The organism is [Clostridium] ultunense DSM 10521 (assembly GCF_000511955.1).
Taxonomy (GTDB): domain Bacteria; phylum Bacillota; class Clostridia; order Tissierellales; family Tepidimicrobiaceae; genus Schnuerera; species Schnuerera ultunensis.
Genome location: NZ_AZSU01000006.1, coordinates 25,222 through 42,064 on the forward strand (window position 1 = coordinate 25,222; position 16,843 = coordinate 42,064).

The following is a 16,843-nucleotide window of genomic DNA, read 5'->3' on the forward strand; positions in this document are numbered from 1 at the left end:
TTTGAAAAGGACAAAGGCGAATATGTAGAGGTATCTATTCAGATACCTAAAAGATAATAAAAGCCAAAATGTTTCACGTGAAACATTTTGGCTTTTATTATAGAATAGTTTAACAATATTTAATAGATTGTGGTTAAATGGTATAATATTGGTAATAGCTATTACATATAAGTCAAATAATGTATAAAGACAATATTAATATGAGGTGAATTATGAAGATTTGAAGTTTGCTATAATAATGGCTAGATATGAAGGGAAATGGAATTTTTGCAATCATAAAGAAAGGTAGACGTAAGAAGTTAAACCTTTTTTATTTAATTAAATAGTTGAAAGGAGAAAAAAATAGAGCATAAGTTATAATAGGTGTTATAAAAAAAGGGGATAGAGGAGGCGGCAGCATGAAAAAAGTTGGGATATTACTTGTTTTTATAACTATAGTGTTGTTTTTTACCAGTTGTAACTATAGGAATGAATATGAGGAAAAGGCTGATGAATTCATTAATTTATACTACGCACAATACGAAAAAAAGAGTGAAATAGAAGAAACCCTTACTTTAAATGAAAATATTATTTCAGGTGAAGTAGACACTTTAATCTATGGAATTCATGATAGTATTTTTGAAAAGAAAATTGAAGAATATTTTGAACAAAACTTCGGTGATATCATAACAGAAGATGAAAAGTTGAGGCTCGTTAGGAATAGAGTTATCCCAAATGCTGATGTTATAAACTCAGATATAGTCAAAGCAACTGTATCAAGTATTGAATTCGATGAATCTAATAATCAGAATGAAGGCACACTATCATTTAGTGCAATTATTATTTATGAACATATAGATGGGGAAAATACTAAATCTGAAAAGAGTGGCATAATAAGTTTGGTTAAAGATGGTGATGATTTAAAAGTTGATTATTTCAAAATTAATTGATCGATATAAAATTTCATTATATTCAAATTAATAATTATTACTCTTTTTTTAAGGTTAATATTTATATTTTACTACATAACGGTGTAACAATGTTTATCTAGAAGGATTATTTATTTTTAATATAGGAGGCATCGAAGTGAAAAGATCAGTATTATTTATTGTAATGTTTTCAATTATTATTTTTTCAGGATGTAATCAAAAACAATTAGAAACAGTTGAAAATAACAATATACCTTATAGGAATTCCGCAAAGGATTTACTAAATGAACTTGCAAATCAAGAATTTATAATTCAAGGCGAAAACCTTGATTATAACAATGACCAAACAATTATTGATTTTGGTAAAGCATTTGTAAATCTATATAATGGTGCAGTTGCAGAGCAAGAGAAAGTATCTTTTAAAAAATATATTGCAAATAAAAATCTACTAAAATTTATTGATAAAGTATTGGAACTAACACAGAGGCAGGAATTACAAGGCGGGCATGGTATAAATTACGGGTTAATAAATGAATTTAAACAAGCTAACTTGCAATATATAGAAGACAATCTTTATTATCTTGAGTTACCTTTTGAGTTTGAAGGATCAGGAATGAGTTGCAAGATGTTAATAACTGCTGAAAACAAATCTCTAAAAATTGTTGATTTCTACTTTGGAAATAAGGACGGGGTAGATACATATGCTACAGGGCATCCGGCAGAAAGAGATGTAAATAACCCAAAATTGTGGGAAAATAAAGAATGGGTAAAGGGTGTTTTTGATAAATTAAAAGTTTTTGAAGAAATGCTAGAGAATAAAATAGAACTTAGTGAATCAAATGAAGAAGATTCTATGAATTTAAAAGAGGTGGTAAACTCAGAAGTTGTAAAAGAATATTATTTTGAGCTAAATGTTGCAATAATTGAAGATGCATTAATTTCAAGATTGTATTACTGACCACCCGGATATAGAGAGGATCCTGATAATGATATTATTATAAAAAATGTTCTTGCCAATACTTGTAACCAATATGGAGAATATTATGTAGACACTGAAGTAGCCATAAAACTAAAAAAGATTGTAGAAGAATTAAGAAAAAATAAAGTAGAAGTTCTTATCATTAACTATAATGAAATGGTAGCCTAGGAGCAATTTAATAAAAAGATGGTGTTTGCAAATGATATAGAAGAAATATCTAAAAAATATTTCAAATAAAAACTTTTGTGAATTGTAAAAGTGAAATCATTATAAGATAGTTAATAAGGTGTTTAGCGTAGATAATGTTAAACACCTTATTTGTTTATAGTAGAGTTTATATCTCTATCACTAGATACATTCTATTTATTCTGCTAGTTGAACTAATACAATGAACCATATTATAAATAATAGGCAAGCTCTATTTACTAAATATTAATGTTTAAGGAGTTACCATAAATTATAATTTAGCGATATAATGTATATAAGCGGATGAATGTGTTGTAAATGGCTGTCATTCCTAGCGTAGCGAGGAATTTTAAAGGGGTGGTAGTTTGTACTATGTATATATGATGGCTAACTTGAATAACAAGGTTTTATATACAGAGGTTACCAACAACTTAGAGCATAGTGTATATGAACATAAAAATAAATTAATAAAAGGTTTTACAGCAAAATATAACGTAAATAAATTAGTATACTTTGAATATACTTCAGATGTAAATTTAGCTATAGATAGAGAAAAACAAATCAAAGGGTGGACTAGACAAAAGAAGAATGAAGTGATACAAGGTATATATCTTGAATGAAAAGATTTATCTAAGAAGTTCTAGAGACAAGATTCTTCACTGCGTTCAGAATGACAATGTCGCATAATTTATAAAATGTTTCGTATTAGATTGTAAATATTTAAAATAAATTATAAGTTTTTTTAAAAATACTATTAGGAGATGATTATGTGGATAAAGCAAGACGAATTATTGTAGCTTTGTATTCATTATTTTAATTGAATATCAGTTAAGACATACAATTTTTATATTGTGCATTAATAGAAATACATGACATAGGGACAATATAAAAATGGATGTGGTTATATGGATAAACTACATGAAGAAAGAATATTAGGTTAGGGAATTATAATTATTCACGAGGAAGGTATTAGTTTATAACTATATGCATTCAAGATAGACAAAAGTTATTTGGTGAAATATTCAATGTTTTAAAACCATGGCAACCTATGAATATATAAAGGGTCTAAAAAGCGAGATTTATCACCCTTTTAATGAACAAAAAAATTTGCTGGTAAAATAAGTAAGAAAATAGTAACGCTAATACTTGTTTTTGTTTTAAAATAATAAAGACATATTAAATAAAAATGTTTCACGTGAAACATTTTTGTTTTTTAGAAAATCATTTCATTTTCTTCTTCCAATCTGATATTATATAATAAAGTATTTAAATAATTGTAGATATTCGGTGGTGATTATATGGGAAGGGTAATTACTATTTTTAATCAAAAAGGTGGAGTTGGCAAAACTACAACGGTGATAAATTTAGCTGCTGCATTAGGGAAATTGAATAAAAAAATATTAATTGTTGACGTAGACCCTCAAGGTAATGCTACTAGTGGATTGGGTATTGATAAAAACAGCTTAGAATTATCTGTATATGATGGATTAATTAATGGTGTCAATTCAAAACAGATTGTAAGAAAAACTACTGCGGAAAATGTTGATATTATTCCTTCAAATGTAGATTTGGCTGGTGCAGAGATTGAACTAATAGGTATGGAAGGAAGAGAATTGGCCTTGAAAAGATCCCTAGAGGAAATAGAAGAAAGTTATGATTTCATATTAATAGACTGCCCTCCATCTTTAGGATTATTAAGTATCAATGGATTGTCAGCTTCCCATAGTGTATTAGTGCCAATACAGTGTGAATATTATGCTTTAGAAGGTGTTAGTCAATTGGTAGATACCATAATGTTGGTAAAGAGAAGTTTGAATCCCGATCTTGAAATTGAGGGTGTGGTTCTAAGTATGTTTGATGGTAGGACAAATTTGTCAATCCAAGTAGTAGATGAAGTAAAAAAATATTTCAAAGGAAAGGTGTATACTTCGATTATTCCTAGGAATGTAAGATTAGCTGAGGCGCCAAGTTATGGATTATCTGTGATTGATTATGACCCTAAATCTAAGGGGGCTGAAGCCTATATGGAGTTGGCAGAAGAGTTCTTATATTTATTGGATTAATAAGGATAAAATGAAGGAGGTGAATACCGTTATTAGAAAGCTATTAGTATAAAAAGTATTATCATCCTTTAATGTCATTTTATTGATAGTTTTCAATAACGGGAATTTGGATGGTATCAAAAAAAAGAGGCTTAGGGAAAGGGTTAGCGGCTTTAATACCTAACGAGCCTATAGCTGATTTATTAGATGATGAAATGGATTTGAATAATATTCAAAATATAAAATTATCTTCAATAATACCTAATGAGGAACAACCTAGAAAAGATTTTGACAAAGGATTATTAGAAGAGTTAACTGATTCAATAAAACAATATGGGGTTATCCAACCTATTGTAGTTAGGAAAAAAGGAAATTCTTATGAAATAGTTGCTGGAGAAAGAAGGTGGAGGGCTGCTAAAGCTGCTAATTTTAAAGAGATTCCTTGTATTGTTAAGAATGTAGATGATAGACAGGCAATGAAATTAGCATTAATTGAAAATCTTCAAAGAGATGATTTGAATCCCATTGAGGAAGCTTATGCTTTTAAAGGATTAATTGAAGAACATAATCTAACTCAGGAAGAGGTAGCTTCTGCTATAGGTAAAAGTAGGTCTTATATAGCTAACTCTATTAGATTATTAAATCTTGATGAAGAAATTATAGATTATATTGCCAATGGGAAAATAACTAGCGGTCATGGTAGAGCTCTATTAACTATAAAAGACAAAGAAGAACGGATAAAAACTGCTCAATCAATAATAAATAATAAAATAAATGTTCGTGAAACAGAAAAGATGGCAAAAAACAACAAAGAAAAGAATCAAAAGAGAAAAGAAACAAAAAAGGATCCCTTTGTTAAAGAAATTGAAGAGCAGCTTATGAGGGCCTTGGGTACTAAAGTGTCTTTGAATCCTAAAAAAGAAGGAGGTACAATACAGATAGAATTCTATGGTCATGAGGATTTAGAACGTATTTTAGAGCTGATGATAAAATAGGTTACTAGTGTTTCACGTGAAACATTTTAGGAAAGGAGTATGAATATGGAATTAAAGATATTTCAAGTTGATGCTTTTACCTCTAAACCCTTCGGAGGCAATCCTGCAGGTGTAGTATTAGATGCTAAAGGATTATCAGAAAAAGAAATGCAAAATATCGCCAAAGAAATGAATCTTTCAGAGACAGCTTTTATAATTCCTTTAGATGAAACCAAATTTAGAGTCAGGTTTTTTACCCCTATTAGTGAAGTTGATCTTTGTGGTCATGCTACCATTGGTTCTTTTTATACATTAGCATATAAAAATTTTTTGCCACCTATGTATGAAGGAATAAGAAAAGTGTATCAAGAAACTAAAGCAGGTAGATTAGGAGTAGAAATTTATTATAATGAAGGAAAAGTTACAAAGGTAATGATGGAACAATCCAAGCCTAAGGATCTAGGTATAATAGAGGATCTAGATTTATTATTAGATTGTTTTAATATAAAGAAAAAGGATATAGGCATAGGAGAAAAATTTGTTGACCCAAAAATTATTTCCACAGGTCTTCCAGATATACAGTTACCTTTAAAGAATAAAAAAATACTAGATAATTTGATAGTAGATTTTGAAAAATTAACCCATTTATCAACAAAAATAAATGTAATAGGAGTTCATGCTTTTTATTTACCGGATAAGGATTCGAATATAGTATATACTAGAAACTTTGCTCCGTTAGTTGGGATAAGGGAAGAAGCGGCTACTGGCACTGCTAATGGAGGTTTAGCATATTTCTTGAAAAAGGAAGGACATATTAATAATAAGGAAATAGTAGCTTTCCAAGGAGAGTCTCTAAAAAGGCCTAGCCAAATTCATTGTACTATAGAAAAAGATAATGAGATTTATAATATTAAAGTCGGAGGGGAAGCAAGAATAGTTTTAGAAGGGATTATGTATTTTTAACCAACCTAAAAGGTTGGTTGTTTTAATTTTAAAAACGCTAAAGTTATTAATATTATGCCTGCCACCCAAGATAGATTAATCTTAGATTTTTCAACCAGCCTCTTACCAATAACCAACCCGCTCCAAATAGCTAAAACATCGAATATTAAAGACATTGATATTAACAATAATGGATTAACATTTCCAAGTCCAGAACTGAAACCAATAGCTAATGAATCTAAAGAAAGAGCTGTAGCGAGATATAAGGCTTCCTTAGAGCTAAGTTTTTTTGAGTTATCAAAGTCAGCTTTAATCTCGTCTACATAAATATCTATTACTAACCGTATATCAAATAGTTTTACCTTAACTCTTTCTTTTGAATAAAATCTATTTTTAAAAAAGGATTTTACTATACTTTCAAAAAGATAGTAAATTCCGAGAAGAATCAGGATTAAAAAGCTAATAATTGATGTTGAATTGGTAGGTAAGAAGTTTTTTACCAATTCCCCTGAAAAAATAGCCAAAGTTAAAAAAGATGCACAAACTATATCTATGATGATTATAGAAATACAGGGTATTTTAATCTTATTTGTACCGTATGCAACGCTAGCCACAAAAGCATCTAATGATAAGGCTAATACTAGCAATAATGTTTCCATAATAAGCACTCCTTTTAATTATAATACTATATCCTATTCTATTTTTATATTTATTGTGATTGTTTAGTGGATTATATATTATAGTATGAATATTAATAGAATTTCCTATATATAAATATAGTAGCTAATCAAAATTAAGGACCTACTTTAGGAGGATATTATGGAAATAATATGGGTGTTAATAATTTTTATTATAGGCTTGATATTGATAGTGAAGGGCGGAGATATATTTGTGGAGGCAGCTATATGGATAGCTGAAAGGACAGGAATTTCCTCTGGTATAATAGGGGCTACTATTATTAGTGTAGCAACAACTTTGCCTGAATTTTTTGTATCTACTGTAGCAAGCAACGAAGGTTTTTCAGAAATGGCTGTTGGTAATGCTATTGGATCCTATATATGTAATATAGCCTTTATAATGGGGTTATGTTCTTTAATAAAACCAATAAAGATTAGATCCAATTTTTTTGGTATTAAAGGTATTATGATGATATCTTATCTATCCATTTTTTTTATTTTATCTAAAGAAGGGATAATAACGTATAGGGAAGGATATATGTTGATTGGGTTAGCAGTATTTTTCATAATAATTAATATTTTTGAACATAAAAAAACAAATGGGGGGAATAAAAGAATAAAGAAAGGTCCAATTAGAAAAAAGGATATGCTTACAAACCTATTCAAATTCTTGCTTGGAGGATTTTTTATTGTGTATGGAGCCCATATATTAGTAGATAGTGGAGTAAAGATTGCAAATTTTTTAAGAATTCCGAAACAGGTGATAAGTTTAACCTTACTTGCAATTGGAACATCATTGCCAGAATTGGTAACATCTTTAATGGCTATACTAAAGGAACAAGAAAATATTTCTTTGGGTAATATTTTAGGAGCAAATATATTAAATGTATCCGTAATAATAGGGGCTTCAGCTTTAGTTAGTCAACAAGGGTTGATAATTTCAAGACAGACATTATTCTTAGATATTCCTATGGCTATGTTTGTTGCTTTAATTTTCATAGTGTCAGGAATATATAAAGAAAAAATAGGTAGAATTACAGGTTTAATATTATTGTCTACTTATATAGCCTATCTGTTAATTCTCTTTTAAGGGGCAAAAAAATATCGAATTATTTAATGGCATATTAATGCCATTTTTTTTTGGGAATTAAAAAGAAGAAAAAGCGAATAATAATATGGGAACTGATAAAAAATAATTAAATTGGAAGAAATAAGGGAAAAATATACAAAATTTAATCTTTTACAAATTCCAAATTTATGTTATTATATAAAATGTTTGCTAGAAAAATAACAAAGGAAGAGAGGTAAAATATATGAACATAATGGAAATAGTAAATGTCTTAAATGAGAACCTATGGAATAAAGTTTTAATTTTTCTATTACTAGGAACAGGTATTTATTATACTATAAGACTAAGATTTATTCAGGTTCGTAGATTTAAGGATATTAATGCTCATGTATTTGGTAATGTGTTTAAAAGAGAAGAAAAAGCTGACAAGGATGGTATGTCGTCTTTTCAAGCGTTGGCAACATCTATAGCGGCTCAGGTGGGAACTGGGAATTTAGCAGGAGTAGCTACTGCTATAGCATCTGGCGGGCCAGGAGCTATATTTTGGATGTGGGTTAGTGCATTTTTTGGGATGGGTACTATATTTGGAGAAGCGGTTTTAGCACAGAAGTATGTAGAAAAAATTGATGGAGAGGTTACGGGGGGACCTGCTTATTACTTAAGAAAAGGATTGAATAGCAAACTATTAGCTGGGTTTTTTGCAATTACAATTATAATAGCTTTAGGCTTTGTTGGAAATATGGTTCAATCTAATTCTATAGCGGTAGCTTTAACTTCAGCCTTTAGTATACCGAACTGGGTAGGAGGAATAATAGCCGCCATTTTTGCTGGCCTAATTTTTGCCGGTGGAATGAGTAGAATCGCATCTTTTACAGAGCTAATAGTACCTTTTATGGCTATTTTATACATTGTTGGTAGCTTTTTAATTATAGTTCTTAATTACACTCAAATTATCCCCGCTTTTAAAATAATAATTAGCTCTGCATTTTCAGCAAAAGCAGCTGTTGGAGGTGCAATTGGAGTTACTGTCAAAGAAGCCGTAAGATATGGTATTGCAAGAGGATTATTTTCCAACGAAGCTGGTATGGGTTCTACACCTCATGCCCATGCAGTGGCAAAAGTAGATCATCCGGCAGAGCAAGGTTTGGTAGCTATATTTGGTGTTATCTTTGACACTTTGGTAATATGTACTATAACCGCTTTAATAAATATAACTACTGGCGCATATACTCTAGGCTTAACCGGAATTGAGATGACACAAAAAGCCTTTGGTATAGGTCTTGGAAACTTTGGAACCATATTTGTTGCGATTAGCCTATTCTTTTTCGCATTTTCAACTATAATTGGTTGGTATTATTTCGGTGAGTCTAACATTAAATATTTATTTGGAGCAAAGGCAATATGGCCTTATAGAATAATCGTGTTATTATTTATTGTTCTTGGCTCTATACTTAGTGTCGATGCAGTATGGCAAATTGCAGATTTGTTTAATGGTTTGATGGTGTTACCGAACGTTATAGGTTTATTGATATTATCACCTCAAGCAATTTCCATATTAAGAGATTATGAAAGAAATTTTTTAGATAGTGTAAAGTAGATATTAGCTTGATTATAAAGTTAATCTATAATATAATTGGGTAGAATGGAAAGAGAATTTATAATAATATTATAAAAGGGCGGTGATTTGATGTTAATAGATGGAAGCATAAAAAATTATGTTGATAAAGTTGCATCTAAAGACCCAACTCCAGGGGGAGGAAGTGTGGCTGCTCTAGCAGGGAGTTTAGGTTCCGCATTGACAGCTATGGTTGGTTATTTAACAATTGGTAGAAAGATGTATGAAGAGCTTGATGAAAAAACAAAAGGAGAAATGGACCATAACTTTGAAGAATTAAAGAAAAGCATAGAAAAGCTTAACCAAATTGTTGACGAAGATACAAAGGCATTTGATAAAGTAATGGAGGCTTTTAAATTGCCTAAGGAGACAGAAGAAGAAAAGAAAAACAGGTCCCAAGCTATCCAAGAAGGATATAAAGTAGCCTTGGAAGTACCGCTAAGATGTGCTGAAGAATGTTTCAAAGTATTAGAGTTACAAAAGGTGTTTGCTGATCATGGCAATGTAAATGCAATTACCGATGTAGGGGTAGGCGCTCTTTTAGCAGCTACAGGCCTTGAAGGAGCCCTTCTAAATGTAAAGATAAACTTACTTAGCATAAAAGATGAAGAATTTAAAAATAAAATGGAAGAAAAAATTGATAATCTATTAAAAGAGGGAACTAAGTTAAAAGAGGAATTACTAAAAACCGTATACCAAAGATTAGGATAAAGGATGCTCTTAGGAGCTCCTTTTTTTATTTGTTATACTTTTTATCCCCATTATGAATATGATATAATTAGGATATAAAAATATGGAGGTGGATTCGTTGGTATATTTTGATAATGCAGCGACTTCTTTTCCAAAACCAGATGGGGTTTATGATTCCATTATGAAAGCTATGAAAGAATATGGAGCTAATCCAGGAAGATCAGGTCATAAATTAGCATTAAGGCTTGGAAGAGAAATATTTGAAACTAGGGAACTATTAGCAAAACTATTTAATATTAAAAACCCTATGAATTTAATATTTACATTTAACTGTACTGAGAGTTTAAATATTGGAATTAAAGGTATATTAAATACAGGGGACCATGTTATAACCACGTCTATGGAACATAATTCTGTTCTTAGACCTCTTAAAGTATTGGAAAAAGAAGGGATAGAACTTACCATTGTTAAAGGAGATTACGCAGGGAGGATAAATCCTAAAGATATAGAAAAAAGTATTAAGAAGAATACTAAGCTTATTGTAACAACTCACATTTCCAATCTAACAGGTACCATTATGCCTATTGAACAGATTGGCAGGATTGCTAGGGATAATGGTATTTATTATCTTGTAGATGCTGCTCAATCAGCAGGAGTATACCATATCGATGTAGAAAAGCTAAATATAGATATGTTGGCTTTTCCAGGGCATAAGGGACTTTTAGGGCCTCAAGGGACAGGGGGACTATATATTAGAGAAGGTATAGAAGTAAAGGAACTCAATCAAGGTGGGACAGGCAGTATATCTCATTTGTTAGAACAACCAGATATATTGCCAGATAGATATGAAAGTGGAACTCCTAATGGACCTGGGATTGTTGGTCTAGGTGCTGGAGTAAAATATATCCTTCAGGAAGGATTAGATACCATTAGAAAATATGAAGAAGAATTGACAAAACATTTTATTGAAGAAATTGTTAAAATTGAAAATGTAAAAGTATACGGACCATTAGATATAAAAGAACAAGGAGCTGTAGTTTCAATAAATATTGGAGACGAGGATTCTTCTGAAATTAGCTATATATTAGATGAAAATTATGATATAGAAGTAAGGCCAGGTCTTCATTGTGCTCCTATGGCCCATAAAACCATAGAAACTTTCAGCCAAGGGGTAGTTAGGTTTAGTTTTGGTCCTTTTAATACACATGATGAGATTGAACTAGGAATAAAAGCTATCAAAGAAATATCTAAAGAACTGTAGGAAAGGAGTAAATCAAATGGAGCAGATTAGAGAATTTGTTGAAATATATAATATAGAAATAATAATTGGCATATTGGTAGCTTTTTTTATTCTATTAGCCCTATATTTAATAGCGGAAATCAGAATATCTAAAATTAAGCATAGATATAATGAGTTAGTTCGTGGGGCAGATGGTATTAATATTGAAGAATTATTAATTAAAAATGGATATAGAATAGAACAATTGAGGGATGATTTTTCAGATTTAGATAAGAAGATGGATAATTTAGATACCAAATTAACCTTTGCTATTCAAAAGGTAGGATTTATTAGATATAATGCCTTTGCAGATATGGGTTCTGAACTTAGCTTTTCTATTGCATTTTTAGATAACTTTTTAAATGGTTTTGTGCTAACAAGTATTTATGGTAGGGAGCAGTCTACTTGCTATGCAAAACCAATAAAAAATGGGAAATCTATATATCCCTTATCAGTTGAAGAAATGCAAGCTGTAGATAGAGCAATAAAGGGAGAGCTAAATGTAAAATCTATATAGATCGGGAGGATTTATGGACAAGATACTTTTTATAATTAATCCAATAGCAGGTGGAGGAAGAGCTAGACGGTTAGTTCCAATAATAGATAATTTTATGAAAAACGTGGAATTAGACTATGATATTGTTTTGACTGAACAACCAAGGGATGGAATAAATATAGCAAAAAAGGGTTTGAAAAAAGGGTATAAAAAAATTGTAGCAGTAGGTGGAGATGGTACAGTAAATGAAGTTGCTTTAGGCATATTGGAGCATGGCGAAGGTACGTTGGGGATAATCCCAAGTGGAACGGGTAATGATTTAGCTAGAACTTTAAATATACCTTTTAATATAGAAGAATCCATAGGAATTATAATAAAAGGAATTAATAAAAAAGTAGATGTAGGCATGGTAAATGGAGATTTGTTTTTAAATATTGCAAGTATTGGATTCGATTCGGTGGTCGTTAAAAATACTGAAAAGATTAAAAAAAGGTTGAAATCTGGAATTGCATATTTTATTGGAGTCATAATTACTTTGGTTGGCTTTAAGGATATAAATACAAAATTGGAAATAGATAATATTCTGATAGATAAAGATATCTTTCTAGTGGCAGTTGGTAATGGTAAATATTATGGGGGTGGATTGAAGGTTTTACCTATGGCCCTTATAGAAGATGGATATTTTCATATATGTATAGTAAATAAAATGTCAAAACTGAAATTACTTCTTTTATTGCCAACTATAATAAAAGGAAAACATATAAAATTCAAAAAACATGTGGAGATATTTAAAGCAAAAAAGGTCAGGATATTCACTAAAGATAGAACTTATTTAAATATAGATGGGGAAGTTAAGGATATAGAAAAGGAAATCCTATTTACTATAAAAGATGAGAAATTATCTATTTTTGTTAATAACTAACTGAATAAATAATGAATAAAAGCCCGCCTAGTAAATATAATATTAAAATACTAGGAGGGATTTTTTATGGGAAATAGAAATAAAAATGGTTCTATTAATATAGATATGGAATTAGGAGTTGACATAAATAATCTTATATATATGTATGAAGAATTTATGCCAAATACTAAATTCGAAAAAAAAGGTCAAAATGGTAGAGTGAAAAAAGATGAAAAAAACCAATTAACTTAAGGATATTTAGTATCTTTTAGCTTATTATAATATATTCTGAATAGGGTCCTATAAATACCTTTAGAAATAACATCTGCCATGTTCATAACTAAACTGAGTCTAGTGTTTTGTAATACCATATATTCCATCATACCTCCAATATTAACTACGCCAGTAATACTTATATCTCCTATTGAGGGGAGCTTTTTATTTACTCCTAATCCAGGTTTTAAAGGACCCTTTTTAACGTTTATATAGCCTATTTTATCAGAATTTCCTAAGGAAGCATCTATAGCTAGTATGAAAGATTTGGGATAGTTTATTTCAATATTTGTAATTGTATCTGCTAAATTTTTAGCATGAACTGGCTCATCTAATGTACCAAATAGATGAACTTTATTGAAATAGGGCATATGAGAAGTTAATTTATGACCAACTAAGGGTCCTAAAGAGTCACCAGTAGACCTGTCTGTGCCAATACAAAGAATTATTAGGTTCTGAATAATGTCTATATCCATTGGTAGATATTCTGTGATAAGGCGAGAAATATCAAATACAGCAAAGGCAGATTTGGAATTAACATAGTTATTGTTAGTACAGTCTAGCATATTTACCTCCTGTATAGGTCTTTTGAGAAATTAATTCTTACACCTTTCTTTCAAATACTATGAATAATGAAAGCATAATAGAAGTATTTCCATAAATAAGAGCATAAATACTTAGAATATCCTTATAATAGATAATAAATAGGCCCCTACATTTATTAAGATTTCTTAATAAATGTAAAATACTTTTTTGAGGAATAATACTATAGATAGATGGATTCGTTGATATTAAGGCAAAGAAAGAAAAGGTATATTTAATAAAAAATTGAATAGAATATATTTAGACAGGCTTCTAGTATTGAAAAAAAATTATCCTATGTTATAATAAGTTCATATTAATATAAAAAGATTACAAAATGGTTACAAAGGTTTTGACAATTAGCCTATTTAAGTAAAGCTAATCTAAAAACAGGAGGTATTTAAAACCATGGATAAACCGAATCACCCGGGGTTAAAAACCCATTCCATATCCATTGTAGGCAGTAAAGTTTTTGGAGGATTTAGTAGTATAATAGATAAAATTTCAGGGAAGTATAGTTTTAAAAAAATTCTTATAGGAGTTATGTTAATTGTAATTGTAGGCTTATTGTTAACTACTTATAAGATTAATGAGATAAAAACTAGAGCTTTTACGGTTTACTTTGGAGACGAAGAAATAGGTATAGTTAGAGACCAGGAACAAGCTTTAAGTATATTGTCGGATATAAAAAAAGAGTTATCTAATACATATGATATAGATATTGTTTTTAAAAAGGACGTCCGTTTTGAAGACACCCATGCAAAGGATGATTTGATAGTTTCACCAGCAGAGCTAAAATCTAATATTAAATCTAGGATGACTTTTTTGGTAAGTGGTTATGCATTAATGGTGGATAATAAAGAAATAGGATTTGCTAGGACTAAGGAAGATCTAGAAAATATAATAGAGACAATAAAAAAACCCTATCTAGATGGTATTGATGAAAATAGCGATATAGAAAAGATAAGTTTTATTGAGGATGTTAAAATTGAAAAGAAGGATATACCTTTAAATAAATTAAACAATAAAGAAGAATTATTACAATATATCCAAACGGGAACGGAAGAGGTAAAAACCCATGTAGTAGAGGTAGGAGAAAGCTTATGGACTATAGCAAAGATTTATGATATGTCTGTAGAAGAATTAATTGAGGCTAATTTAGATAAAAATCCAGAAAAACTACAAATTGGTGATGAGATTAAACTTTTAGTACCTAAATCTTTATTAACAGTAGAGACCATTGAAGAGATTCAATATACGGAAAAAACCGATTATGAAGTGAAGATTGAATATGACAATAATATGTATAAAACTGAAAAAAAAGTAAAAGTCAAGGGTTCTGAAGGTGAGAGCCAGTATATTGCTAAAATAACTAAACATAATGGAAAAGTCGTTGAAAAGGAAATATTAAAAGAAGCGATTATTAAAAAGCCTGTAGACGAGTTGGTGGTTCAAGGTACTAAAGAACTCCCGAAAACTGCAGCTACAGGGGCGTTTTTAATGCCGACAAGAGGTTCCATATCTTCAAGATATGGAATGAGAAATGGAAGAATGCATAGAGGTCTAGATATTGCAGCGAGAACTGGTACACCAATTAAAGCAGCGGATGGTGGCAAAGTAGTATATACGGGTAGAAAGGGTGCTTATGGGAATTTAGTAGAAATAGACCATGGAAATGGATATATAACAAGATATGCTCATTGCAATACGATAAAGGTTAAAAAGGGTGATAGGGTTTATAAAGGCCAAGTTGTAGCAACTGTTGGTAATACAGGTAGATCTACAGGTTCCCATCTTCATTTTGAAGTCCTTAAAAACGGTCGGAATCAAAACCCAGCTAATTATGTGAGATAAAAAAAGCAGCTTTGCTGCTTTTTTTATTTAATAGACAAGTTCTTATTTTTCCGCCTCTTTCATATCCTGGAATCAAATAAAAATAATATAATCAAAATCATAATAATATTCTCAAGGAATTCCCCATGAAAGCCAGTAGGTTTTGGGGTAATATTATCTGTTGAAGTATTGCCATCTTCATAAAACAATAAATTTAAGTTTAACATACCAGCACCTTGCTTTTCCTTAGAATCCTTAAGATCAATACATGATTTTACTAACTTTTCCTTTATTTCGCGAGGTTTTAAATCGTTATATTTATTCAATAGAAGTGCAACAGCGCCAGATACCAATGGAGTAGCCATAGAGGTACCGCTTAAAGTTTTATATCCATCTAATGTAGTATTTGATAAAGAACTAATATTTACTCCAGGTGCAACGATATCTGGTTTTGACAAACCTTCATTTGTAGGACCTCTACTTGAAAAGGAAGCAATAACATCATCCCTTGGATCTATAGTCCTTTTATCATCAACAGCACCTACAGTAATTACATTAGGGCTGATACCTGGAGAAAGAATAGTCTTTTCGTTAGGACCACTATTTCCAGCTGCTGCTACGACTATCAATCCTGCCTTATTTGCTTCAGCTACGGCTTTACATAAAGGATCCTTAGTGCAATTGCTATTGGCTGGACTTCCAAAGGAAAGATTTAATACTTTGGTATTATATTGTTCTTTAGTTTCAATTGCATAGGATATGGCAGCGATAATATTAGAAGAATTACCAGCACCTTCACTATCCAAGGCCTTTATGGCTAAAATATTAGATTCTGGGGCTACGCCAATGTATTTCCCTCTAGAAGAATATCCATTACCTGCTATTATACCAGCCACATGGGTACCATGACCGTTATCATCATAGGGAACAGATTTGTTATTGACAAGATCTTTGAAACCAACAATTCTACTAGTTGGAGTTATTAAGTCTTGATGAGGAGCAACTCCTGTGTCTATTACTGCAACAGTTATCCCTTTTCCCTTAAATCCCCTTTCATGAGGAATATATCCGCCTATAGTTGGTACAGCAATGTCTAATTGGGTGAACACCTTAGAGTCGAAACTAATATATTCGATATCGGGATTAGCAGCCAATCTATAGATGATATCTGTACTTAAATTGCAGGCAACTCCATTGATTATAGGCAAGGGGCCTTTAACCTTTGCTGATAAGTCCATAATTCCACTTTGTAGCCTATTATTCTTTTCTTTTAATTGAACAATTACAGGTAGTTCTTCTTTTGATTGGGACATTATTTTAGCGCTTAATATGGGACATATTTTAGAAGTATTCATCTCTCTCATATAAAACCACCTTCCTTGTTCTATCTTATGCAT

17 protein-coding genes are annotated in these 16,843 nt (G+C 30.6%); 14 read left to right on the top strand and 3 right to left on the bottom strand.

The genetic code is table 11. The annotated features are described in order from the left end of the window. Positions 1–398 precede the first annotated feature (398 nt). The 6 genes from CUL_RS0113125 to CUL_RS0113150 all read left to right on the top strand — a co-directional run bounded on the left by CUL_RS0113125 (position 399) and on the right by CUL_RS0113150 (position 6,052). Positions 399–929 (top strand): hypothetical protein, encoded by a 531-nt coding sequence (locus tag CUL_RS0113125; RefSeq protein WP_025642158.1) that lies wholly within the window; start codon positions 399–401, stop codon positions 927–929. Between the two features lie 136 nt (positions 930–1,065). Then, positions 1,066–1,866, top strand: coding sequence for a hypothetical protein (locus CUL_RS0113130; protein WP_025642160.1), 801 nt, complete (start codon positions 1,066–1,068; stop codon positions 1,864–1,866). A 572-nt stretch (positions 1,867–2,438) separates the two neighbouring features. Then, positions 2,439–2,693, top strand: coding sequence for a GIY-YIG nuclease family protein (locus CUL_RS17420; RefSeq protein WP_035143258.1), 255 nt, complete (start codon positions 2,439–2,441; stop codon positions 2,691–2,693). Positions 2,694–3,371: 678 nt separating this feature from the next. Then, the gene (locus CUL_RS0113140) at positions 3,372–4,136 is read left to right on the top strand and encodes a ParA family protein (protein WP_005587172.1); all 765 of its coding nucleotides are present in this window, start codon (positions 3,372–3,374) and stop codon (positions 4,134–4,136) included. Between the two features lie 110 nt (positions 4,137–4,246). After that, positions 4,247–5,110: a ParB/RepB/Spo0J family partition protein gene (locus tag CUL_RS0113145; RefSeq protein WP_005587173.1), complete on the top strand. Its 864-nt coding sequence runs from the start codon at positions 4,247–4,249 to the stop codon at positions 5,108–5,110. Positions 5,111–5,155: 45 nt separating this feature from the next. Beyond that, positions 5,156–6,052, top strand: coding sequence for a PhzF family phenazine biosynthesis protein (locus tag CUL_RS0113150; protein WP_005587175.1), 897 nt, complete (start codon positions 5,156–5,158; stop codon positions 6,050–6,052). A 5-nt stretch (positions 6,053–6,057) separates the two neighbouring features. On the opposite strand, the gene ytaF is transcribed toward CUL_RS0113150, so the two are convergent. Next, on the bottom strand, positions 6,058–6,690 hold the full coding sequence (gene ytaF / locus CUL_RS0113155) for a sporulation membrane protein YtaF (protein ID WP_005587177.1): 633 nt from the start codon (positions 6,688–6,690) through the stop codon (positions 6,058–6,060). A gap of 160 nt (positions 6,691–6,850) precedes the next feature. On the opposite strand from ytaF, the gene CUL_RS0113160 reads away from it, so the two are divergent. The 7 genes from CUL_RS0113160 to CUL_RS18980 all read left to right on the top strand — a co-directional run bounded on the left by CUL_RS0113160 (position 6,851) and on the right by CUL_RS18980 (position 13,010). Next, entirely contained in the window at positions 6,851–7,798 is a 948-nt protein-coding gene (locus CUL_RS0113160; protein WP_025642164.1) for a calcium/sodium antiporter, read from the top strand. Positions 7,799–8,021: 223 nt separating this feature from the next. Continuing rightward, on the top strand, positions 8,022–9,374 hold the full coding sequence (locus CUL_RS0113165) for an alanine/glycine:cation symporter family protein (protein WP_005587180.1): 1,353 nt from the start codon (positions 8,022–8,024) through the stop codon (positions 9,372–9,374). Positions 9,375–9,464: 90 nt separating this feature from the next. Beyond that, entirely contained in the window at positions 9,465–10,103 is a 639-nt protein-coding gene (locus CUL_RS0113170; RefSeq protein WP_201767904.1) for a cyclodeaminase/cyclohydrolase family protein, read from the top strand. Positions 10,104–10,200: 97 nt separating this feature from the next. After that, positions 10,201–11,343 (top strand): aminotransferase class V-fold PLP-dependent enzyme, encoded by a 1,143-nt coding sequence (locus tag CUL_RS0113175; protein WP_025642168.1) that lies wholly within the window; start codon positions 10,201–10,203, stop codon positions 11,341–11,343. Between the two features lie 16 nt (positions 11,344–11,359). After that, a complete protein-coding gene (locus tag CUL_RS0113180; protein ID WP_005587183.1) occupies positions 11,360–11,878 on the top strand; it encodes a DUF4446 family protein in 519 nt (172 codons plus the stop codon). Positions 11,879–11,891: 13 nt separating this feature from the next. Beyond that, entirely contained in the window at positions 11,892–12,779 is an 888-nt protein-coding gene (locus CUL_RS0113185; RefSeq protein ID WP_005587184.1) for a diacylglycerol/lipid kinase family protein, read from the top strand. A 66-nt stretch (positions 12,780–12,845) separates the two neighbouring features. Continuing rightward, positions 12,846–13,010 (top strand): hypothetical protein, encoded by a 165-nt coding sequence (locus tag CUL_RS18980; protein WP_157752667.1) that lies wholly within the window; start codon positions 12,846–12,848, stop codon positions 13,008–13,010. Here CUL_RS18980 and yyaC read toward each other — a convergent pair. Beyond that, entirely contained in the window at positions 13,007–13,597 is a 591-nt protein-coding gene (yyaC, locus tag CUL_RS0113195) for a spore protease YyaC (protein WP_005587185.1), read from the bottom strand. The two genes, CUL_RS18980 and yyaC, sit on opposite strands and share 4 nt — an antisense overlap. A gap of 424 nt (positions 13,598–14,021) precedes the next feature. On the opposite strand from yyaC, the gene CUL_RS0113200 reads away from it, so the two are divergent. After that, complete coding sequence (locus CUL_RS0113200) at positions 14,022–15,467, top strand: M23 family metallopeptidase (RefSeq protein ID WP_005587186.1); 1,446 nt, start codon at positions 14,022–14,024, stop codon at positions 15,465–15,467. A gap of 59 nt (positions 15,468–15,526) precedes the next feature. Here CUL_RS0113200 and CUL_RS0113205 read toward each other — a convergent pair whose 3' ends face one another. After that, entirely contained in the window at positions 15,527–16,810 is a 1,284-nt protein-coding gene (locus CUL_RS0113205) for a S8 family peptidase (RefSeq protein WP_005587187.1), read from the bottom strand. Positions 16,811–16,843 lie beyond the last annotated feature (33 nt).